The following is a 20,269-nucleotide window of genomic DNA, read 5'->3' on the forward strand; positions in this document are numbered from 1 at the left end:
TCTGCCGGATCCCGCTTTACGGACTTCAGCATGCCCGCACTCGACGCCACTCTCCCCGCCTGGTCAGACCTTGCCGACCAGTACCCCTGCGAAACCCTACTGGTCGGCAACGGCGCAAGCCGGGCCTTCTGGAAGCCGTTCGGGTACTTCTCGCTGTATGAGGAGGCGCAACGGGCCGGGCGCAAAAAGGGCTTGGCCATCAGCGATCAGGCCTTGTTCAAGTCGTTGGGCACTGAGCTGTTCGAACCGGTGCTGACCGCCCTCAACACTACGGTGCGCACCAACGCTGCGCTGGCCATCAACTCGACAGCGCCGCTTAACCGCTATTACTCCATCAAGGAGGCGCTGATCCACGCCGTGCGCACCGTGCACATGCCCTGGTCGGCCATGCCCGAAGCCGCCCTGACCACCCTCAACCAGGCCCTGCGCGGCTACCGCAACGTCTATACCAGCAACTATGACCTGCTGCTGGTCTGGGCCGTGCAGCACGACCCGAAGGGCTTCGCCGAATTGTTCGACGAGCAGGGTTTTTTCGACGTGCGCCGAACGACGGATAAAGGCACTCGGGTGCTGCACCTGCACGGTGGCATGCACCTGCTCAAGCTGCCTGACGGCACCACCCGGCAACGCAGTGCAAGCAGCGCTGAAATGCTCGAAGGGTTCGCCGTGAATGTGCCAGGTGAAGTGCCGCTGTTCGTCAACGAAGAGCGCAGCGACGAAAAACTGCGTGCCATCCGGCATTCGGACTACCTCAGCTGGAGCCTCGGCCAGTTGGCCGGTGAACACCAAGGCATGTGCCTGTTCGGCCAGCATCTGGACAGCAACGACCGGCACCTGCTCGAAGCCATTCGCTCAGCCCGGCCCAGCCACCTGGCCATTGCCATACGCCCATTGGGAGAGGCATCGGTCATCAATCAGAAGCGTCATTTCACCAGCCGCTTCGAAGACATGCCGGACACGGCCCTGCACTTCTTCGACGCCCAGACGCATCCGCTGGGGCTGGCAAGCACGACTGTGCAATTGATTGCTCAAGCTGAGTGATCAAGCATGCCTGCAGCATCAGAACGCGCTCATGAGCAGCGAAGCAAGGATGAGCATATCCAAGGCTGGAGCGCATCAGGTTCAAAGCAAACCATCCGCCCGCAGCAACGTTTCAAGGCAATGCGCCTTCACGCCATAGAACGCCTTGAGCTGTTCTATCTTTTCCAGCAAGGCTGACTGATCCGCTGGCTGGCGCCGCTTGACGGCCAGGATCATCTTGTTCTTGTTGGTGTGCTCCAACGATATGAACTCGAACACCTTGGTCTCGTAGCCGCAGGCCTCCAGGTACAGTGCGCGCAGACTGTCGGTGAGCATTTCGGCCTGCTGGCCCAGGTGCAGGCCATATTGCAGCATCGGCTGCAACAGACCTGGGCTGTGCAACTGCGGGCGGATCTGCTTGTGGCAGCACGGTGAGCACATGATGATCGCCGCGTTGCAGCGGATGCCGGTATGGATGGAGTAGTCGGTCGCCACGTCGCAGGCGTGCAGGGCGATCATCACCTCGATGGCATCGGGCACCACGCTGCGCACATCCCCGCATTGAAACTCGAGCCCTGGGTGTTCGAGCCGCGCGGCGGCAGCGTTGCACAGCTCGACCATGTCCTGGCGCAGCTCCACCCCCGTTACCTGGGCATCGCGGCCCAGCGTATTGCGCAGGTAATCGTGCATGGCGAAGGTCAGATAGCCCTTGCCCGAGCCGAAGTCGGCCACCCGCAAGCGCTGCTCGCTCGACAAGGGCGCAGTGGCCAGGGCGTGGTCGAAGACCTCGATGAATTTGTTGATCTGCTTCCACTTGCGCGACATCGACGGGATCAGTGCGCCTTGGCCATCCGTTACGCCAAGGTCACGCAAAAACGGTCGGGCAATGTCCAGGTAGCGCTTTTTCTCGCGGTCATGCCCGTTGCTGCCAACGGTTTCCCGGGGCGCCTGGGCGCCATGACGCTGCAGCATGGGCTTGCCCTTCTTGCTGAAGGTCAATTGCAGCTCACCCTCTGCATCGAACAGGTGAGCGTTGCGAAAATGTTCTGGCAGCAGCTCGGCGATGCATTGCAGAGCATCGTCGAGCGGCAGGTTGCGGGTGATATCGCGGGTCTGGTGACGGTAGACCAGGGACAGGTTCGCCTGACCCTTGACCAGCAAGGGCTTGGCGATGATGCGTTGCAGGGTCGGGTCGGTGCCCACAGGCCGCGCCAGGACCAGCTTGACCACAGTGTTGCCCTGCAAGCCGGTGCGAAGCAGGTCGAGAAACTGGACGCGCGCATCCGGTGGAGTAGAAAGGGCAGACATGGGCAAACGGTACCTCCAATAGCGGGGGCCGTATTCTACACCCCCGCGCAGTCGGCCAGGGTTGCGTTAGTCGAGGATTACCAGCGGCTGGGGCAAACGCCTGCACGCAAGCGCGCGTGGCGCCTGCTGGCCAAGGAGAAGGCCGCACGCCTCGACGCACTCGATCATGCCCTGCATGGTTTGCCCTTGGCGAACCTGGCTGGCTAGACGGTCAGTGAGCGCGACCCGCACCGCGTCATCAAGGCAAAGCGCGACCTGCTTGTCCATCAGCAACCGTGCGTACTGCTCGGCCTCGCTGACGAAAATCATGACGCATCCGGCACCTGTAAAGGCCTGAGCGCCAAGGTCGAGAAATTGACGAGTGGCCAGACGCGACGCTCGCCAGCGGCGCCAGGCCCGCGGTACGGTCAAGCGTTCAATGCGCGGGCTGCGCAACAGCACGCACAGGCCGACGAACAGCAGCACGTTGGCGACGATCAGGCCGCGCACGCTGGGCCAGCCCAGCACCCCATGCAGCAAGCCAGGCAGCGCCAGCGCCAGCACGGCTGACCAGAATAGTGGGAAATACGCGTAATCATCGGCGCGGCGGGCGAGCACTGCCAGCAACGCGACATCCGTGCGCCGGCCAACACCGGCCATGGCTTCAGCGAGCTGACGCTGGTAGTAGGGTTCAAGCGGGGTCATGCCGTGTTCTCGTGAGCGTTCTTATAGTTGTTTTCCCGGTGTACGGGGCTTCGTCAGCACGCGACGGATTCAGGCATAATCCGCCGCAGGAAGATCTGCGTGCAAATCGTACAACAACAGCCGCCCGAAAACTTCGCCCGTGCGTGTGTCACCGTTGACCGTGCATCGGCCCCCTTACGGAATTCATGATGAAACTGTCTCTGCTGGGCCTGGCCATGGGCCTCGTCAGCCAGGCGGCTGTCGCCGCCACTTCCGCGCCGCCGCTCGAGAACAAACAGGCCTTCATCGACCATCTGATCAGCCAGATGACCGAGGCCGAAAAAATCGGGCAGTTGCGCCTGATCAGCATCAGCCCCGAAATGCCCCGGGAGAAGATCCGCGAGGAGATCGCCGCCGGACGCATCGGAGGCACGTTCAACTCGCGCACGGCACCGGAAAACCGGCCGATGCAGGACGCGGCCATGCGCAGCCGGTTGAAGATCCCGATGTTCTTCGCCTACGACACGGTACATGGCGAGCGCACCATCTTCCCCATCGGCCTGGGCATGGCCGCCACCTGGGACATGGACGCCGTCGCCAAGGTCGGTCGCACGGCGGCCATCGAAGCGGCTGCCGACGCACTGGACATGACCTTCGCGCCGATGGTCGACATCGCCCGGGATCCTCGCTGGGGTCGCACCAGCGAGGGCTTTGGCGAAGACACGTACCTGACGGCGAAGATCGGCCAGGTGATGGTCCGCGCGTTCCAGGGCAGCAGCCCGGCCAACCCGGACAGCATCATGGCCATCGTCAAGCATTTCGCCCTTTACGGCGCGGTGGAAGGCGGGCGTGACTACAACACGGTCGATATGAGCCTGCCGAAGATGTACAACGATTACCTGCCGCCCTACCGCGCTGCGATCGATGCAGGCGCCGGTGGGGTGATGGTTGCGCTGAACTCGATCAACGGCGTGCCGGCCACCTCCAACACCTGGCTGATGAACGACGTGCTGCGCAAGGAGTGGGGGTTCAAGGGCGTTACCATCAGCGATCATGGCGCCATCCAGGAGCTGATCCGCCATGGCGTGGCGCGCGACGGTCGCGAGGCTGCCAAACTCGCGATCAAGGCGGGCATCGACATGAGCATGAACGACACCTTGTACGGCGAAGAGCTACCAGGGTTGCTCAAGGCGGGCGACGTGAGCCAGGCGGAGCTGGATCAGGCCGTACGCGAAGTGCTGGGCGCCAAGTACGACATGGGCCTGCTCAAGAACCCCTACGTGCGCATCGGCGCGGCGCAGAACGACCTCAAGGACTACTACGGCGAGGACCGCCTGCACCGCGACGCCGCGCGCGACGTGGCGCGCCGCAGCCTGGTGCTGCTGGAAAACCGCAAGCAGACACTGCCGCTGAGCAAAGACGCCACCATCGCCCTGGTCGGTCCCCTTGCCGACGCTCCGATCGACATGATGGGCAGCTGGGCGGCCGACGGGCGGCCCAACCACTCGGTCACGGTGCGCGAAGGGCTGCGCCGCGCCATCGAGGGCAAGGGCAAGCTGGTCTACGCCAAGGGCTCTAACGTCACCGGTGACAAGGCCATTCTCGACTACCTGAACTTCCTCAACTTCGATGCGCCGGAAATCGTCGACGACCCTCGACCACCTGCAGTGCTCATCGACGAAGCGGTCAAGGCCGCGCAGCAGGCGGATGTGGTCGTGGCCGTGGTCGGCGAATCGCGCGGCATGTCCCATGAATCTTCCAGCCGCACCACGCTGCAGGTGCCGGCCAACCAGCGCGCGTTGATCGAGGCCTTGAAGGCCACCGGTAAACCGCTGGTACTGGTACTGATGAATGGCCGGCCGCTGTCCATCGGCTGGGAGCGCGAGCAGGCCGACGCCCTGCTCGAAACCTGGTTCGCCGGTACCGAAGGCGGTAACGCCATCGCCGACGTGCTGTTCGGCGACTACAACCCCTCCGGCAAGCTACCGATCACGCTCCCACGTTCGGTCGGGCAGATTCCTATGTACTACAACCACACCCGTATCGGTCGTCCGTTCACGCCTGGCAAACCCGGCAACTACACCTCGCAGTACTTCGAAGAACCCAATGGGCCGCTGTATCCTTTCGGCTACGGCCTGAGCTACAGCACGTTCGAACTGTCGGGGCTCGCGCTTTCAGGCAACAAGCTCAAGCGCGGGGACACGTTGCAAGCCAGCGTCGTGGTGCGCAATACCGGCAAGGTGGCCGGCGAGACGGTGGTTCAGCTGTACGTGCAGGATGTGTCCGCCTCGATGAGTCGCCCGGTCAAGGAGTTGAAGAACTTCCAGAAGCTCATGCTCAAGCCCGGCGAAACACGGACCGTGACCTTCAGCATCAGCGAAGAAGACTTGAAGTTCTACAATGGCCAGCTGCAGCGCGTTGCCGAGCCCGGGACCTTCAACGTCCAGGTGGGCCTGGATTCCGAGGCGGTGCAACAGCAGGGCTTTGAACTGCTGTAAGTGTCGACCCTTGACGGCCATTTCGCGGACAACCGGAGCGGCGGTGCAGCGCTCCGGTTCCGCCAAAGCGGGCCCCTTCCCCACCCATGCGGATCTGCTCCCAATGCCTTTTTCCTTTCGCGCCCTGCGTCTGGGCCTGATCACCCTGGTGATCGTGCTGGGTACCGTGCTTTGTGCCAGTTGGGCCATGCACCAGGCCAAACGCCAGGCCATGGAGGCGGACGCCCGCCGGGCCAGCCAGCAACTGGGGCTGTACGCCAATGCCTTGCACACCCTCATCGACCGCTATCGGGCCCTGCCAGCGGTGCTGGCCCTGGACCCGGAACTGATCGACGCGTTGCGCGGCCCGGTCCAGGAGCAAACGCAGGCTGCCCTGAACCGCAAACTCGAGCGCATCAACGGTGCAGCCAACTCCTCCACCCTCGAACTGCTCGACCGCAACGGGCTGGCCGTGGCGGCCAGCAACTGGCGGCTGCCAACCAGTTACGTGGGCTCCAACTACGGCTTTCGCCCTTATTTCAAGCAAACCCGTAGCCTGGGTAACGGCCGCTTCTATGCCGTTGGCGTGACCAGCGGGGTGCCTGGCTACTTTCTGTCCAGCGCGGTGAATGACGAACAGGGCCGTTTTCTCGGCGCCATGGTGGTCAAGCTGGAATTTCCCGAGCTCGAGCGAGAATGGCGCCAGGGCAGCGACATCCTGCTGGTCAGCGATGCCCGTGGCATTACCTTCATTGCCAACCAGGACGGCTGGCGCTACCGGGAATTGCGCCCGCTGGACGGCGCCGACCGGGCCGAACTGGCGCAGACCCGCCAGTACGACAAACACCCGCTGATACCGCTGATGCACCAGGTGCTGACGCGTTTCGCTGAAAACAGCACACTCAGCCGGGTGCAGGCACCGCAAGGCGAGACCGAGTTCCTGTGGGAAAGCCTGCCGCTGGAAAGCGAGCAATGGACCCTGCACCTGCTGCGCAGGCCCCAGGTCGGTACCGACGCGCGCAATGCTGGCCTGGGTGCTGCAGCGGTATGGTTGAGCCTCGTATTCGCTGCTTTGCTGGTCAGCCAGCGCCTGCGCCTGTCGCGTCTGCGCCAACGCAGCCGCGAGGAGCTCAAGCGCCAGGTCGAGGAGCGCACCCGCGAGCTGCGCACGGCTCAGGAAGGCCTGGTGCAAACGGCCAAGCTGGCTGCCCTGGGGCAGATGTCCGCTGCCATGGCGCACGAAATCAACCAGCCCCTCACGACCCAGCGCATGCAGCTTGAAACCCTGAAACTGCTGCTGGACCACGGGCGTTACGACGAGGCTCGCCAGGCCCTGGAGCCGCTGGAGCAGATGTTGACGCGCATGGCGTCGCTGACCGGGCACTTGAAGACGTTTGCCCGTAACAGCCCCGGTGGCTTGCGCGAGCGCCTGGACTTGGCCGGCGTTGTCGACCAGGCGCTGGATTTGTTGCAGGCACGCCTGCATGCCCTGGACGTGCAGTTGGCCCTGTACCTGGCTCGTCCGGCGTGGGTGCGCGGCGACGCCATCCGCTTGGAACAGGTGCTGATCAACCTGCTGAGCAACGCGTTGGACGCCATGGCAGACAAGCGCTACCGGCGCCTGGAAATCCGCATCGAGCCCGATGCGCAGCACTGGCGCTTGAGCGTGCTCGATTCGGGGGGCGGCATCGCGGCCGAGGACCTGCCCAGGATCTTCGACCCCTTCTTCACCACCAAGCCCGTAGGGGACGGCCTGGGCTTGGGCCTGGCGATCTCCTATGGCATCGTGCACGACGCCGGTGGGCAGCTGCTGGCCGAAAACGTACCGGGCGGCGCGCGCCTGAGCATCACCTTGCCTCGCGATCAGGAGCCTGCATGTTGAACTCAGTGATGGTCATAGACGATGAAGCCAGTATCCGTACGGCAGTCGAGCAATGGCTGAGCCTGTCGGGCTTCGAGGTCCAGGTCTTTGCCCGTGCCGAGGACGGCCTGGTGCACATTGGCCGGGACTATCCAGGCGTGATCATCAGCGACGTGCGCATGCCTGGCATGGACGGCCTGCAACTGCTCGAACGGCTGCAGGCTGACGATCCGGACCTGCCTGTGATCCTGCTCACCGGTCACGGTGACGTGCCCATGGCGGTCGAGGCCATGCGCAGCGGCGCCTACGATTTCCTGGAAAAGCCCTTCACCCCCCAGCACCTGCTCGGCAGCCTTCGCCGGGCGTTGGAAAAACGCCAATTGGTGCTGGAAAATCGACGCCTGCATCAGCAGGCCGACCTCAGGACGCGCCTTGAAACCACGCTGCTTGGGGTATCACCGGGCATGCAGCAGTTGCGCCGCCAGGTACTGGATTTGGCCGCGTTGCCGGTGAACGTGCTGATTCGCGGCGAAACCGGCAGCGGCAAGGAGCAGGTCGCCCGCTGCCTGCACGACTTTGGCCCACGCGCCAGCAAACCTTTCGTTGCGCTCAACTGCGCGGCCATTCCCGAAGCCTTGTTCGAGGCCGAGCTGTTCGGCCATGAAAGCGGCGCCTTCACCGGCGCCCAGGGCAAACGCATCGGCAGGCTGGAATATGCCGATGGTGGCACGGTCTTTCTCGATGAAATCGAAAGCATGCCCCTGGCGCAACAGGCCAAGTTGCTGCGGGTGATCCAGGACCAGAAGATCGAGCGCCTGGGTGCGAATCAGAGCATCCGCGTAGACCTGCGCATCATTGCCGCCACCAAGCCCGACCTGTTCGACGAAGCCCGGGCCGGACGTTTTCGCGAGGACCTGGCCTACCGCCTGAACGTTGCAGAGCTGCGCCTGCCGCCCCTGCGGGAACGGCGGGAAGACATCGTCCTGTTGTTCGAGCATTTCGCACAGGCAGCCGCGTCCCGGATTGGCCGCACGGCCCTGCCGCAGTCGGGCCTGCAGTTGGCTCAACTGCTGACCCATGATTGGCCAGGCAATGTGCGTGAACTGGCCAACGCGGCGGAGCGCCACGTGCTGGGACTTGGTTCGCCCATGCCAGAACAGGCGCCTGCCGGGCAGTCGTTGGCTGAGCGCGTGGAAGCATTCGAGGCGCAGTGCCTGCGTGCTTCACTGCGCCAACATGCCGGTGAGATCAAGGCGGTGATGCAGGACCTGCAAATGCCCCGCCGTACCTTGAACGAGAAAATGCAGCGTCATGGGCTGGTTCGGGACGAATTCGTCAACGCACCGTAAGCGGAAACTCGCCGACGTCTACGCCCTAATGAGCGGGATCTTGCCTATGCAGGTGAACTGGCCTGCCGCGGATCTCTCCCTCAGTGCGTCGCGCGTTCGGCGCAACGCCATGATTCATACGGGTTTCACCCAAGCGCGCACCCAAACGAAGCAATCGCGCCTCTTTTTGGCACACCTTCTGCAAAAGCTACTGCAAGCTGCGCCCTGCGCGCTTTCACAACAACAATGAGAAGGTGTCCCTGATGGATAACGCTACCTCCCTGCCTACCGGGGCGGCCGCAACGCCTGCCGCGCCAAGAACCACTGCCAGTCGCCTCAAGTCGATCTTCAGCGGTTCGATCGGCAACATGGTCGAATGGTACGACTGGTACGTCTATGCAGCGTTCTCGCTGTATTTCGCCAAGGCTTTCTTCCCGGCCGGCGATTCCACCGCTCAACTGCTCAACACCGCCGCCATCTTTGCGGTGGGCTTTTTGATGCGCCCGATCGGTGGCTGGCTGATGGGCATGTACGCCGACCGCAAGGGCCGCAAGGCTGCACTGATGGCCTCGGTGCTGCTGATGTGCGCAGGCTCGCTGGTGATCGCCCTCACACCCGGCTATGAAACCATCGGTGTGGCAGCGCCGGTCCTGCTGGTGGTCGCTCGCTTGATGCAAGGGTTGTCGGTGGGCGGTGAGTACGGCACCTCGGCCACCTACCTGAGCGAAATGGCCAGCAAGGAGCGTCGAGGCTTCTTCTCCAGCTTCCAGTACGTGACGCTGATTTCGGGCCAGCTCATCGCCCTGGCGGTACTGATCGTTCTGCAACAGACCCTGACCACCGAGCAGTTGTACGCCTGGGGCTGGCGTGTGCCGTTCGTGATCGGTGCCCTGTGTGCGGTGGTGGCCCTCTACCTGCGACGGGGCATGGAAGAAACCGCGTCGTTCACCAAGAAGGAGAAAGCCAAGGAAAGCCTGATGCGCACCTTGATGCGCCACCCCAAGGAACTGCTGACCGTGGTCGGCCTGACCATGGGCGGTACCCTGGCCTTCTACACCTACACCACCTACATGCAGAAATACCTGGTCAACACAGTCGGGATGAGCATCAGCGATTCGACCACCATCTCGGCCGCGACGCTGTTCCTGTTCATGTGCCTGCAACCCCTGGTGGGTGGGCTGTCGGACAAGATCGGCCGGCGCCCTATCCTGATTGCCTTCGGGGTGCTCGGTACGCTGTTCACGGTGCCGATCCTCAGCACCCTGCACACCATCCAGACCTGGTGGGGCGCGTTCTTTCTGATCATGGCCGCGTTGATCATCGTCAGTGGCTACACCTCGATCAACGCGGTGGTGAAGGCTGAGCTGTTCCCCACCGAAATCCGCGCCCTGGGCGTTGGCCTGCCCTACGCGCTTACCGTGTCCATCTTCGGCGGTACTGCCGAATACGTCGCCTTGTGGTTCAAGAGCGCCGGCATGGAAAGCGGCTTCTACTGGTACGTCACAGGCTGCATCGCCTGCTCGCTGTTGGTGTACGCCACCATGAAGGACACCAAGCAGCATTCGCGGATCACCACCGACTAAGCCCATCCCACGCTTAGCACTGCTTCGGGCGCCTACTAGAGGGCGCCCGATTTCGTTTGGCCACGCCGGGCCTCGTCGGATCATCCAGGCGCCAGCCCTCCTCTGCAGGCCCAGCTTGCACCTTCCCTTCCCGCACTGGCACGACGTTCGTCCGACGCGCTTGGCTTAATGGCCCATTAATCACACTCCGGCACATTACCCCCATCAGCAAAAGCGCCAGTACCTGCGCCTCGAAACTCCCCGGCTGCCTGCGTTCCAGCCCAGGTGCGCGCTCCAATCAATCGGATAAATAGATTATTAAGCACGATTTTTAGCACTTTTTAATCGCATTAATCGGCGTAGCATTCAGTTTATCGAAACGACACACCTACTCTGGAGCATCCCCATGAAAAGCAAATTCATCCTGACCCTCGCCCTTTTCGCATTTGCCGCAGGCGCATCCGCCGAAGATGGATTCGATCGCACCCATGCGCATACCTTCGCAGCGGCGCCTGCTCAGGCCACCGGCTATGCCGAGGACGGCTTTGACCGCACAGGCGGTCAGCGCTTCGCTGAAGATGGTTTCGACCGCACCGGTGGCCAGCGCTTCGCCGAAGATGGTTTCGACCGCACCGGTGGCCAGCGCTTCGCCGAAGATGGTTTCGACCGCACCGGTGCCCAGCGCTTCGCCGAAGATGGTTTCGAGCGCACCGGTGGCCAGCGCTTCGCCGAAGACGGTTTCGACCGCACCAACGCCCATCGCATTAGCTGATAGTAGCCATGCGCATTCAGCCCGGCTTTCGCCGGGCTCCAGCATTCCCAGTTGGCCTCAGGCTTGGCACACTGGTCGCCTCTCAAACCAGGAGGTGGGCCGGCAAGCCCAGCGCAGATGTATTACTACGAACCCGCCAAAGGCCATGGCCTGCCCCATGATCCGTTCAACGCCATCGTCGGCCCTCGTCCGATCGGCTGGATATCCTCGCAGGACCAGCAAGGCCATTTGAATCTCGCGCCTTACAGCTTCTTCAACGCCTTCAACTACATTCCACCGATCATCGGTTTCTGCAGCGTCGGGCGCAAAGACAGCCTGAACAATATCGAGCAAACCGGTGAATTCGTCTGGAACCTGGCCACCCGCCCCCTGGCCGAGCAGATGAACCTGAGCTGCTCGGCGGTATCGCCTGAGGTGAACGAGTTCGAACTCAGCGGCCTGACGGCCACGCCGTCGAGCGTGGTAAAGGTGCCACGGGTAGGGGAAACCCCTGTGGCGTTCGAATGCAAGGTGACGCAGATCGTGCAACTGCAGCGCGCCGACCAGGCGTTGGTACCCAGCTGGTTGATCCTGGGCGAAGTGGTGGCGGTGCACATCGCCGAGCGCCTGCTCAAGGACGGCATCTACGATACCGCAGCGGCCGAGCCTATCCTGCGTGGCGGTGGCCCGGCGGACTATTTCGAGCTGGGCAACCTGTTCAAGATGCCCAGGCCCAAAGCCTGATCACCAGATCAGCTCACCCGCTTCGCTGACACCTTGCAGGCGTTGCAATTCGCCCGTGGCCGCCTCGTCGGCAGCCACGGCGCCCTTGAACACTTGCCCATCGAGCACCTTGTGAAAGCGCGGTGCACCGCCCATGCCCATGGCCTTGACGGCAATGGCTGCGTGGTAGCCACCGCCTTCGGCCGGCACCATTGCCGACACGGCTTCGAACTGGGGAAACTCTCTACGTGCCATCTTTGCCATACGCCTTGTGGGTGAAACCTGGATGGTACCCACTGGCTTGATGATGCGGCAATCATTGGCCTGGGCGCCCGTTGAACAGGCTCAACCAAACGTGTGCAGATCCAGACTGCTCACCACTTGGGACTGTACCAACTCGCCGAACACATTCAGCGTTGGCGAAGCGAAGTAACCATTCATCGCCTGCTGATCCTGCCAGCTACCGCTCAATAACCACAGGTCGTCATCAGCCTGCGAGCGTTGCACCGAAAAACTCAGGCAACCCGGGATGTCCAGCGATGGCACCAACAGGTCGCGCAAGCGTGCGCCCAGTTCGGCCGAGCGCCCGCTGCTGGCGCGAATCAAGGCAAGGTGGGTGACCGGTTGTTGTAGCCTCATTGCACACTCTCCCTGAAGCAGCAGTCGAATACCTGGCTTGCAAGGCTAGGGCCTGGGCGCGTTTGCGCGTTAGGCCATTACTGCACACCGATTGCCTGATTCTGCATCGCGGCAGGATCAGGCAATCGATCTGCAGTATTCGACTAGCTTCGGCGGTTGCCCAAACCTATTCTGCGTCGGTCAGCAGAGGAAAGCCCCATGTCCATCGCCCCGTCCCTTGATCCGCACCTGGAGGTCCAGCGCCAGGAGTTGGCCGACTTGATCGCTCGCCATGCAGGCGACCCTTATGGGCCGGCCTCGGCCATCGACAACCTGTTCCTGGTGCGCTACACCGAGAACATTCGCTCGGTACCTACCCTGGCGCAACCTGCGCTGTGCATTCTGGCCCAGGGCAGCAAAAGCCTGTTCCTCGGGGACGAACAGTACGCCTACGACCCGCTGCACTACATGGTGGTTTCGGTCACCTTGCCGCTGAGCGCGGTCAAGCTCGACGCCAGCCCGCAGCGCCCGAGCCTGGGGTTGCGCATGGACCTGGACCCTGCCGAGATCAGCCAGCTGATCGCCGACAGCGGTCCGATGCTGGTACCCAATCGCCCGTATGGGCGCGGCCTGTACGTGGAAAAAACTGACAGCGCGCTGCTCGATGCCTTGCTGCGCCTGCTCCGCCTGCTCGACACGCCACGCGACATCGCCATGCTGGCACCGCTGGTGCGCAGGGAGATTCTCTACCGCCTGCTGCGCGGCCCGCAGGGCTACCGGCTGTACGAAATTGCCTTGGCCAACAGCCAGACCCACCGCGTGTGCCAGGCCATCAGCTGGCTCAACGACAACTATCAGCGGCCACTGCGCATCGAGGACCTGGCCCGCGAGGTCAACCTCAGCGTTTCCACCCTGCACCATCGCTTCAAGGCGGTGACTTCGATGAGCCCGCTGCAGTACCAGAAGCAACTGCGCTTGCAAGAAGCCCGGCGGCTGATGCTCAACGATGGCCTTGAGGCCGCCGTGGCGGCCTATCGAGTGGGCTACGAGAGCCCTTCGCAATTCAGCCGTGAGTACAGCCGGCTCTACGGCGCACCGCCTATTCGTGACATGGCCCGGCTGCGGTCCAGCGCGGTGTAGCAAGACCAAGGTCACCGCAGCGCTGCATTGCGTACGCGCGCACCGTCACTGGAGGGGCCACTGCATCTCGCCCTTGGCCACCTTGGCGCTGAGCGCCAGCGCACTCTCATCGCCCAACCCCGGATAGCGTCGTTTCATGGCCTCGACCAGCGCAGCCGAATCGTTTGCTGCGCGCGCCTGCGCCTCGAAGGTGCGGATGTAATCGACGGTAAAGCCAACGGACTGCGGTGAGTAATCACTGGCACCGACGAAGTGCCCGGGCACCACGGTTTGCGGCGCAAGCGCCTGGATGTCCGCCAGGGTTTGCAGCCAATGGGCACGCGAGGACGCCGATTGTGTGTCGGCCATCCACACATGAATGTTCTGCGAAACCACGACCCCGCCAACCACTGCCTTGATCGAAGGTATCCAGACAAAGCTGCGGTCCGGCTGCGGTCCTTCAAGGCCACGCACCTCCAGCACCTGGTCCTCGAGCAGCAGGCGGTTGCCTGTCAACACCTTGGGCAGCACCAGCCGCTCAGGTTTTTGCGCCCCCATTTCAGGCCCCCAGTACGCCAGTTTAGCCTCCATGGTGTTGCGGATGTGTTCGACCGTGGCGACCGAAGCCAACACCTCGGCGTCAGGGAACGCCTGGGTCAAGGTTGCCAGGCCGAAGTAATAATCGGGGTCACCCTGGCTGATGTAGATCGTCGTCAAGCGCTTGCCACTCGCACGGATACGCTGCACCAGTTGCCGGGCGTGATCAGTGCCAAATTGTGCATCGATCAACACGGCGTCACGCGGGCCGCTCACGATCACCGAGCTGACCGCAAACGGCGCATCGGCGCCAGGGTTGTACACGTCCAATTGCAAGGGAGCGGCGGCCAGCAGTGGGGCGGCACAGGCCAGGCATCCGAGCACCAGGCCACGCAAGGGAGAAAGGAGTGTCATCGCAGGCATCCGTCAGAGTGGAAATGCCTGCAGCTTAAGGGGCGACACCCTGCAGAAAAATGCCATGCTTGCACATGGTTTGTTTCTGAAATCGGGCAAATGATGGATCGTTTAACAGCTATGCGCGTTTTCGTCACGGTAGTGGACCTTGGCAGTCAGTCGGCGGCGGCCGAGCACCTGCAGCTCTCGCGCCCCGTGGTCTCTCGGTACCTGGCACAGCTCGAAGCGTGGGTGGGCGCGCGGCTGATGCAGCGCACCACGCGCCGGCTCAGCCTGACTGCCGCAGGCCAGGACCTCCTGCCGCGCTGCAGGCAATTGCTGGAGTTGGCCAGCGAACTGCAAGGAGCCGTACAACAGCAAGACCAGACACCACGGGGGACATTGCGTATCAGCGTCAGTACGTCATTTGGACAGGCGCAGCTGGCCGATGCCGTGGCCGCCTATGTGCGTCAGTACCCATTGGTAAAAGTCGACCTGCAGATGCTCGATCGCACCGTGAACCTGGTGGACGAACGCATCGACCTGGCCATCCGCAACAGCAACGACCTGGACCCTAGCCTGGTTGCCCGCCGCCTGAGCGTATGCCGCTCGGTGATCTGCGCCGCGCCCGCCTACCTGGCCGAGCACGGCACACCCGAGCGGGTCGAGGACCTGTCACACCACAATTGCCTGACGCACAGCTATTACGGCAATGGGGTGTGGCAGTTCGAGGTCAACGGCCAGCAGGTCGCGGTGCCGGTTCAGGGCAACATCAGCGCCAACGAGTCCCTGACATTGCAAAAGGCGGTAGCAGCAGGCGCCGGCATCGCCCTGCTCCCCACCTATCAGGCGGCTGCCGCCCTGCGCAGCGCGGAACTGGTGCGCCTGCTTCCCGAGGCCAGGCCGCAGACCCTGGACCTGACGGCGGTCTATACCTCACGCAAGCACATGCCCGCGACCTTGCGCACCCTGCTGGACTTTCTCGTCCAGCGCTTCGAGGAGGAGCCGGCCTGGGACTGGGACCTGTAAGCGCCTGCTTACTCCTCGACGCTCATGTATTCCTTGGCCCAGCGGATGTAGTCCTCGGGCTGGGTGTAGGTATGCGAAAGCTCGGTGGCGCTCAAGTTATCGGACTTGTGCTGCTGGCCACGCTGCTGGCGCAGGCAGTCGTACGTCGCCTTGATGGCGGCGAAGTAAGCCGCGTGACCGTCGACGGCGATGCGCACGCCCAGGCTTGCCAGACGCGCGTCATCATGCAGGTTGGGGTTGCCGTAGGTCACCAGCATCAAGGGTACGGTCAGGTGGCTGGCGATCTGTTCGAGCTGGTCGAAGTCCTTCACCCCTACCATGCAGATGCCATCGGCACCCGCTTTCTGGTAGCTCTGGGTCCGCACGATCACTTCCTCGGTGCTGAGCACGCCGGCGTTGGTACGGGCGATGATCGACAGGGACGAATCGACGCGCGCCTCGAGCGCCGCGCGGATCTTGCCCACGCCTTCTTCTACCGATATGAGATCGGTGGACTTGCGCCCGAACTGGGCCGGCAACAGCGTATCCTCGATCGTCAACGCCGCCACGCCGGCACGCTCCAGCTCCGTGACAGTGCGCATCACGTTCAGCGCATTGCCGTATCCGTGGTCGGCGTCTGCCAGCACCGGCAACTGGGCCACGCGACCAATTCGCGTGGCTTGCTCGACGAATTCGCTGAGTGTGATCAGGGCAAAATCCGGCGCAGCCAGTACCTGCAGCGATGCCACCGAACCTCCGAGGATGCCGACCTCAAAACCCAGGTCCGCGGCAATGCGCGCAGACATGGGGTCGAACACCGAGGCGGTGTGGTAGCACGAACCTGAAGCGAGCAGCTCGCGGAAGGCAATACGCAGATCTTGGTGGGAAGCCTTGGGCATGATCACTCCGCAATTGTAGAAATTTCTGAACGGTAACTACCGGCCTCTGTATCGGGCGTACCTGCACAATTCATGGACCACTCAAGTCGCGGTCATGCTCCACATGCAGGCAGAGGAATAAAGGTGTAGGAGCCAGGGGAATCCGATTAACCCCCGAGAGGTCGCACCAAGCTAGTGCAAACAGGGGCTTAGCGCGGGATTGGCATACCAAAGATATCACGGGGCCAGCCTCTGCTGGATGAATGCGTTGATGCCGATCGTGCATAGGCGATGCTCAGAGTACATAGGAAGCTACGTAACTCAGGTTACACTGCCATGCTTTCACTGCCCCTGTGCAGGCGTGCCCTGGTCTTGATGGCGCGTAGCTGTAGCCTGCGGGATCGTTCGGATGAAGCCCACTCAAACCAAGGAACTGCCGTGCCCCCTGCCCTGCCTGCGATTGCCCTGCGCCAGATCCTGACCGCCTTGATGCTGGCCATCTTTCTCGGCGCACTGGATCAAACCATCGTGGCAGTGTCATTGCCTGCGATCTCCGCGCAGTTCAATGATGTCGGTCTGCTGGCCTGGGTCATTTCCGGCTATATGGTGGCCATGACAGTGGCCGTCCCGATCTACGGCAAGCTGGGCGATCTCTATGGGCGGCGTCGCATGATCCTGACCGGGATCGGCGTGTTCACTGTCGCCTCGATCGGCTGTGCGCTGGCTCAGGACATGCCGCAACTGGTGCTGGCCAGAGTGCTGCAAGGCATCGGCGCAGGCGGCATGGTATCGGTGAGCCAGGCGATCATCGGCGACTTCGTGCCCCCGCGCGAACGAGGCCGTTATCAGGGCTATTTCAGCAGCATGTATGCCCTGGCCAGCGTGGCGGGGCCGGTACTGGGCGGCTGGCTGACCGAGTACCTGTCCTGGCGCTGGGTGTTCTGGATCAACGTGCCGCTGGGCATCGCCGCGCTCTGGGCTATCCACCGCGCCCTGGCCGGTCTGCCCGTGCAGCATCGGCCCGCACAAGTGGATTATCCGGGCGCGCTGCTGCTGATCGTGGGCTTGGGCAGCCTGCTGCTCGGGATCACCCTGGTCGGCCAGGGGCAGGCCTGGACGGCGCCCGCCGTGCTAGGCCTGTTCACCTGCGCCGTGATCGCCATGATCCTGTTCATCCTCCAGGAGCGCCGCTGCGTCGAGCCACTTCTGCCGTTGACGCTATTCGGCAATCGCGCCGCGGTGCTGTGCTGGGGCGTGATTTTCTTCGCCAGCTTCCAGGCCATTTCCCTGACCATGCTGATGCCCTTGCGCTACCAGGGCCTCACCGGTGCCGGTGCCGACAGCGCCGCCTTGCATCTGCTGCCGTTGGCCATGGGGCTACCCATCGGTGCTTTTACCGCAGGACGTCTGACAACGCGGCTTGGCCGCTACAAGCCGCAGATCCTTACTGGCGCCCTGCTGATGCCGGTGTCTATCTTCGCCTTGGCGATCACGCCGCCGCAGGCCGGGCTGGCCAGTGCACTGTTCATGCTGCTGACAGGGATCGCGTGCGGGATGCAGTTCCCAACGTCACTGGTAGGCACGCAGAATGCCGTGCAGGCCCAGGACATGGGGGTCGCCACCAGCACCACCAACCTGTTTCGGTCCCTCGGTGGCGCCATGGGCGTGGCCTGCATGTCGAGCCTGCTGCTGGCCTTGCTGCACCAAGGCGGGTTCGCGTTGCTGGACAATCCGTTGCTGGGTACCTTCAAGGCCAACCAAGTGAGCCCTGAACTGCAGGCACACTTGGCGATCACTTTCCGGCATCTGTTGATGGCCAGTGCAGGGGTCGGCGTCATTGCACTGGTGGTGGCGGTGCTGCTGCCGGATCGGCCACTGCGCGGGCATTGAGGTGGCCCGCAGGGAAGCTCAGGTGCTGATCACTGGCACGTCCCTGGGGACTAGCCCTCACAAACCTTCACAAAGTCTCATTTGCGCATCGCCGGGCTCAAGCGCAGCATATCCAACCCGGCGTCGACCCATTTCTCGGCGTTGCCCAGCAGGTCCACGCTGTCGGGCAGCAACAGCCAGCGCCTGATCAACCCGTCAACGTAAGAAAACATGGCCACCGCTGCCCGCTCCACATCCAGCTCCACCGGCAGTTGGCCACGGCGCACTGCATTGGCCAGGGCCAGGGTAATGCCTGTGTGGCAGTCCACTACTGCCACCTGGCGCTGCTGGCGGATTTCGCACATGTCATCGGTGAACTCGCACTTGTGATGCAGAATCTCATTGATACGGCGTGTCCTGGCGTCGCGCACCAGGTCGTTGAACACTTGCAGCAGCAATTTGCGCATGCAGTCGAGCGGGTCGAGTTCGTCCTCGCTTTCGCTGGCGCGCGCGAGATGGTCATGGGTTTCATGCAAGCTGTCGAGCAGTGCCTGCACCAGCTCGGCCTTGTTATTGAAGTGCCAGTAGATTGCACCTCGCGTGACGCCCGCCTGTTCGGCGATGTCCGCAAGGGTGGTTCGCGCAACCCCGCGCTTGTAGAAAGCCCTCTCTGCCGCCTGGATGATCTGGGCGCGAGTTTCCTGGGCTTCCTCTTTGGTTCGACGGACCATGGCAGTACAACCTCATCTGGCCCGAACGCGGCGACGCGTGCGGGAAGGCTCCGGGGCGCCTCTAGGGGCACCTGGCGGATCAAGCTAATCAAGGGCTGTGGCGGTAGCCATGGACAACCCGGCGGTATTTACAAACAACCATGAATGTAAGTATATTCCTTAGCAAGCTATTTATCCACCGGATAGCCATTTATCCAGATCAAGACATTCCATTACTCTTGAGCGTCTCCCTGCTCCTGCGATCCGAGGATTCTCATGCAATTCAAGCCAGCCGTTACCGCCCTGGTTTCAGCCGTAGCCCTCGCAACCCTGCTCAGTGGCTGCAATAAAGAAGACCAAGCCGCGCAGCAGCAACAGCAGCAGCAGGCGCCTCAAGTCGGCGTAGTGACCCTACAGCCGCAGGCCTTCACCTTGACCACCGAGCTGCCAGGCCGCACCAATGCCTACCGGATCGCCGAAGTTCGTCCACAGGTAAACGGGATCATCCTCAAGCGCCTGTTCAAGGAAGGCAGCGAGGTCAAGCAGGGCCAACAGCTGTATCAGATCGACCCGGCCGTCTACGAAGCCAACCTGAGCAAGGCCCAGGCAGACCTGCAGGCTACCCGCTCTCTGGCTGATCGCTACAAGCAGCTGATCGAGGAACAGGCGGTTTCCCGGCAGGAATACGACGACGCCAATGCCAAGCGCCTGCAAGCCGAGGCCTCGCTCAAGAGTGCGCAGATCGACCTGCGCTACACCAAGGTCCTGGCCCCCATCAGCGGCCGCATCGGTCGTTCGGCGGTAACCGAAGGCGCGCTGGTCAACAGCGGCCAGACCAATGCCATGGCCACCATCCAGCAACTGGACCCGATCTACGTCGACGTGACCCAGTCCACTGCCGAGCTGCTCAAGCTGCGGCGCGAGCTGGAAAGCGGCCAACTGCAGCGCGCTGGCGACAACGCAGCGTCGGTGCAACTGGTGCTCGAAGACGGCACCTTGTACAAGCAGGAAGGGCGCCTGGAGTTCTCCGAAGTGGCCGTGGACGAAACCACCGGCTCGGTCACCCTGCGTGCCATCTTCCCCAACCCTGACCACACCCTGTTGCCTGGCATGTTCGTGCATGCACGGCTCAAGGCGGGCGTGAACGCCAATGCCATCCTGGCACCGCAGCAGGGCGTGACGCGCGACCTCAAGGGCGCCCCTACCGCGCTGGTGGTGAACAAGGACAACAAGGTCGAACTGCGCCAGCTCAAGGCCAGCCGTACCGTGGGCAGCGACTGGCTGATCGAGGAAGGCCTGAACCCAGGCGACCGCCTGATCACCGAAGGCTTGCAGTACGTGCGCCCAGGTGCCGAGGTCAAGGTCAGCGAAGCCACCAACGTCAAGAAGCCGGACAGCCCCAACCAGGGCAACGCAGCGAAAGCAGACGCCAAAGCGGAGTAAA

General features: G+C 62.8%; 18 protein-coding genes. 11 read left to right on the plus strand and 7 right to left on the minus strand.

Annotation, left to right across the window (positions count from 1 at the left end):
* Positions 1 to 30: 30 nt before the first annotated feature.
* A complete protein-coding gene (locus CRP40_RS10815) occupies positions 31 to 1,041 on the plus strand; it encodes a DUF4917 family protein (protein WP_027914556.1) in 1,011 nt (336 codons plus the stop codon).
* A gap of 81 nt (positions 1,042 to 1,122) precedes the next feature.
* Here CRP40_RS10815 and CRP40_RS10820 read toward each other — a convergent pair whose 3' ends face one another.
* Positions 1,123 to 2,328 carry an SAM-dependent methyltransferase gene (locus CRP40_RS10820; RefSeq protein ID WP_027914555.1) on the minus strand — a complete coding sequence of 402 codons (1,206 nt, stop codon included), beginning with the start codon at positions 2,326 to 2,328 and terminating at the stop codon, positions 1,123 to 1,125.
* A 66-nt stretch (positions 2,329 to 2,394) separates the two neighbouring features.
* Positions 2,395 to 3,012 (minus strand): membrane protein, encoded by a 618-nt coding sequence (locus CRP40_RS10825; RefSeq protein WP_027914554.1) that lies wholly within the window; start codon positions 3,010 to 3,012, stop codon positions 2,395 to 2,397.
* 185 nt (positions 3,013 to 3,197) lie between these two features.
* Here CRP40_RS10825 and bglX point away from each other — a divergent pair, with 185 nt between their 5' ends.
* The 6 genes from bglX to CRP40_RS10860 all read left to right on the plus strand — a co-directional run bounded on the left by bglX (position 3,198) and on the right by CRP40_RS10860 (position 11,714).
* Complete coding sequence (gene bglX, locus CRP40_RS10830; protein ID WP_027914553.1) at positions 3,198 to 5,489, plus strand: beta-glucosidase BglX; 2,292 nt, start codon at positions 3,198 to 3,200, stop codon at positions 5,487 to 5,489.
* A gap of 103 nt (positions 5,490 to 5,592) precedes the next feature.
* The gene (locus tag CRP40_RS10835) at positions 5,593 to 7,350 is read left to right on the plus strand and encodes an ATP-binding protein (protein WP_027914552.1); all 1,758 of its coding nucleotides are present in this window, start codon (positions 5,593 to 5,595) and stop codon (positions 7,348 to 7,350) included.
* Positions 7,344 to 8,678, plus strand: a complete 1,335-nt coding sequence (locus CRP40_RS10840; RefSeq protein WP_027914551.1) for a sigma-54 dependent transcriptional regulator — start codon at positions 7,344 to 7,346, stop codon at positions 8,676 to 8,678. The genes CRP40_RS10835 and CRP40_RS10840 overlap by 7 nt, the downstream gene beginning before the upstream one ends.
* A 242-nt stretch (positions 8,679 to 8,920) precedes the next feature.
* Positions 8,921 to 10,240: an MFS transporter gene (locus tag CRP40_RS10850; protein ID WP_023534430.1), complete on the plus strand. Its 1,320-nt coding sequence runs from the start codon at positions 8,921 to 8,923 to the stop codon at positions 10,238 to 10,240.
* 385 nt (positions 10,241 to 10,625) lie between these two features.
* The gene (locus tag CRP40_RS10855; RefSeq protein WP_027914550.1) at positions 10,626 to 10,991 is read left to right on the plus strand and encodes a hypothetical protein; all 366 of its coding nucleotides are present in this window, start codon (positions 10,626 to 10,628) and stop codon (positions 10,989 to 10,991) included.
* Between the two features lie 117 nt (positions 10,992 to 11,108).
* A complete protein-coding gene (locus tag CRP40_RS10860) occupies positions 11,109 to 11,714 on the plus strand; it encodes a flavin reductase family protein (RefSeq protein WP_027914549.1) in 606 nt (201 codons plus the stop codon).
* Here CRP40_RS10860 and CRP40_RS10865 read toward each other — a convergent pair whose 3' ends face one another.
* On the minus strand, positions 11,715 to 11,948 hold the full coding sequence (locus tag CRP40_RS10865; RefSeq protein WP_023534288.1) for a hypothetical protein: 234 nt from the start codon (positions 11,946 to 11,948) through the stop codon (positions 11,715 to 11,717). It abuts the gene before it with no gap.
* Between the two features lie 90 nt (positions 11,949 to 12,038).
* A complete protein-coding gene (locus tag CRP40_RS10870) occupies positions 12,039 to 12,332 on the minus strand; it encodes an antibiotic biosynthesis monooxygenase family protein (protein WP_027914548.1) in 294 nt (97 codons plus the stop codon).
* Between the two features lie 198 nt (positions 12,333 to 12,530).
* Between CRP40_RS10870 and CRP40_RS10875 the strand changes: the two genes are divergently transcribed.
* Positions 12,531 to 13,451 (plus strand): AraC family transcriptional regulator, encoded by a 921-nt coding sequence (locus CRP40_RS10875; RefSeq protein WP_027914547.1) that lies wholly within the window; start codon positions 12,531 to 12,533, stop codon positions 13,449 to 13,451.
* 45 nt (positions 13,452 to 13,496) lie between these two features.
* Here CRP40_RS10875 and CRP40_RS10880 read toward each other — a convergent pair whose 3' ends face one another.
* The gene (locus CRP40_RS10880) at positions 13,497 to 14,381 is read right to left on the minus strand and encodes an MBL fold metallo-hydrolase (protein ID WP_027914546.1); all 885 of its coding nucleotides are present in this window, start codon (positions 14,379 to 14,381) and stop codon (positions 13,497 to 13,499) included.
* A 102-nt stretch (positions 14,382 to 14,483) separates the two neighbouring features.
* Here CRP40_RS10880 and CRP40_RS10885 point away from each other — a divergent pair, with 102 nt between their 5' ends.
* On the plus strand, positions 14,484 to 15,389 hold the full coding sequence (locus CRP40_RS10885) for a LysR family transcriptional regulator (protein ID WP_027914545.1): 906 nt from the start codon (positions 14,484 to 14,486) through the stop codon (positions 15,387 to 15,389).
* A gap of 8 nt (positions 15,390 to 15,397) precedes the next feature.
* Here CRP40_RS10885 and CRP40_RS10890 read toward each other — a convergent pair whose 3' ends face one another.
* Complete coding sequence (locus CRP40_RS10890; protein WP_027914544.1) at positions 15,398 to 16,267, minus strand: oxaloacetate decarboxylase; 870 nt, start codon at positions 16,265 to 16,267, stop codon at positions 15,398 to 15,400.
* 417 nt (positions 16,268 to 16,684) lie between these two features.
* Here CRP40_RS10890 and CRP40_RS10895 point away from each other — a divergent pair, with 417 nt between their 5' ends.
* Positions 16,685 to 18,136 carry an MDR family MFS transporter gene (locus tag CRP40_RS10895; protein ID WP_027914543.1) on the plus strand — a complete coding sequence of 484 codons (1,452 nt, stop codon included), beginning with the start codon at positions 16,685 to 16,687 and terminating at the stop codon, positions 18,134 to 18,136.
* A 77-nt stretch (positions 18,137 to 18,213) separates the two neighbouring features.
* Here the strand turns inward: CRP40_RS10895 and ttgR are convergent, their stop codons facing one another.
* Positions 18,214 to 18,846 (minus strand): efflux transport transcriptional regulator TtgR, encoded by a 633-nt coding sequence (gene ttgR, locus CRP40_RS10900; protein WP_023534320.1) that lies wholly within the window; start codon positions 18,844 to 18,846, stop codon positions 18,214 to 18,216.
* Between the two features lie 255 nt (positions 18,847 to 19,101).
* On the opposite strand from ttgR, the gene CRP40_RS10905 reads away from it, so the two are divergent.
* Positions 19,102 to 20,268 (plus strand): efflux RND transporter periplasmic adaptor subunit, encoded by a 1,167-nt coding sequence (locus CRP40_RS10905; RefSeq protein WP_027914542.1) that lies wholly within the window; start codon positions 19,102 to 19,104, stop codon positions 20,266 to 20,268.
* Position 20,269: the final 1 nt, after the last annotated feature.

Origin of the sequence: Pseudomonas sp. URMO17WK12:I9, assembly GCF_900230165.1 — a bacterium.
In the GTDB taxonomy this organism is placed as follows: domain Bacteria; phylum Pseudomonadota; class Gammaproteobacteria; order Pseudomonadales; family Pseudomonadaceae; genus Aquipseudomonas; species Aquipseudomonas fulva.

Bases quoted from the DNA above. Each gene is read 5' to 3' on its own strand.
- CRP40_RS10825 (WP_027914554.1), bottom strand. From the start codon at position 3,012: ATGACCCCGCTTGAACCCTACTACCAGCGTCAGCTCGCTGAAGCCATG.
- CRP40_RS10850 (WP_023534430.1), top strand. From the start codon at position 8,921: ATGGATAACGCTACCTCCCTGCCTACCGGGGCGGCCGCAACGCCTGCC.
- CRP40_RS10890 (WP_027914544.1), bottom strand. From the start codon at position 16,267: ATGCCCAAGGCTTCCCACCAAGATCTGCGTATTGCCTTCCGCGAGCTG.
- CRP40_RS10840 (WP_027914551.1), top strand. From the start codon at position 7,344: ATGTTGAACTCAGTGATGGTCATAGACGATGAAGCCAGTATCCGTACG.
- CRP40_RS10835 (WP_027914552.1), top strand. From the start codon at position 5,593: ATGCCTTTTTCCTTTCGCGCCCTGCGTCTGGGCCTGATCACCCTGGTG.
- CRP40_RS10815 (WP_027914556.1), top strand. From the start codon at position 31: ATGCCCGCACTCGACGCCACTCTCCCCGCCTGGTCAGACCTTGCCGAC.
- CRP40_RS10855 (WP_027914550.1), top strand. From the start codon at position 10,626: ATGAAAAGCAAATTCATCCTGACCCTCGCCCTTTTCGCATTTGCCGCA.
- CRP40_RS10820 (WP_027914555.1), bottom strand. From the start codon at position 2,328: ATGTCTGCCCTTTCTACTCCACCGGATGCGCGCGTCCAGTTTCTCGAC.
- CRP40_RS10885 (WP_027914545.1), top strand. From the start codon at position 14,484: ATGGATCGTTTAACAGCTATGCGCGTTTTCGTCACGGTAGTGGACCTT.
- CRP40_RS10865 (WP_023534288.1), bottom strand. From the start codon at position 11,948: ATGGCACGTAGAGAGTTTCCCCAGTTCGAAGCCGTGTCGGCAATGGTG.
- CRP40_RS10875 (WP_027914547.1), top strand. From the start codon at position 12,531: ATGTCCATCGCCCCGTCCCTTGATCCGCACCTGGAGGTCCAGCGCCAG.
- bglX (WP_027914553.1), top strand. From the start codon at position 3,198: ATGATGAAACTGTCTCTGCTGGGCCTGGCCATGGGCCTCGTCAGCCAG.
- CRP40_RS10870 (WP_027914548.1), bottom strand. From the start codon at position 12,332: ATGAGGCTACAACAACCGGTCACCCACCTTGCCTTGATTCGCGCCAGC.
- CRP40_RS10905 (WP_027914542.1), top strand. From the start codon at position 19,102: ATGCAATTCAAGCCAGCCGTTACCGCCCTGGTTTCAGCCGTAGCCCTC.
- ttgR (WP_023534320.1), bottom strand. From the start codon at position 18,846: ATGGTCCGTCGAACCAAAGAGGAAGCCCAGGAAACTCGCGCCCAGATC.
- CRP40_RS10860 (WP_027914549.1), top strand. From the start codon at position 11,109: ATGTATTACTACGAACCCGCCAAAGGCCATGGCCTGCCCCATGATCCG.
- CRP40_RS10880 (WP_027914546.1), bottom strand. From the start codon at position 14,381: ATGACACTCCTTTCTCCCTTGCGTGGCCTGGTGCTCGGATGCCTGGCC.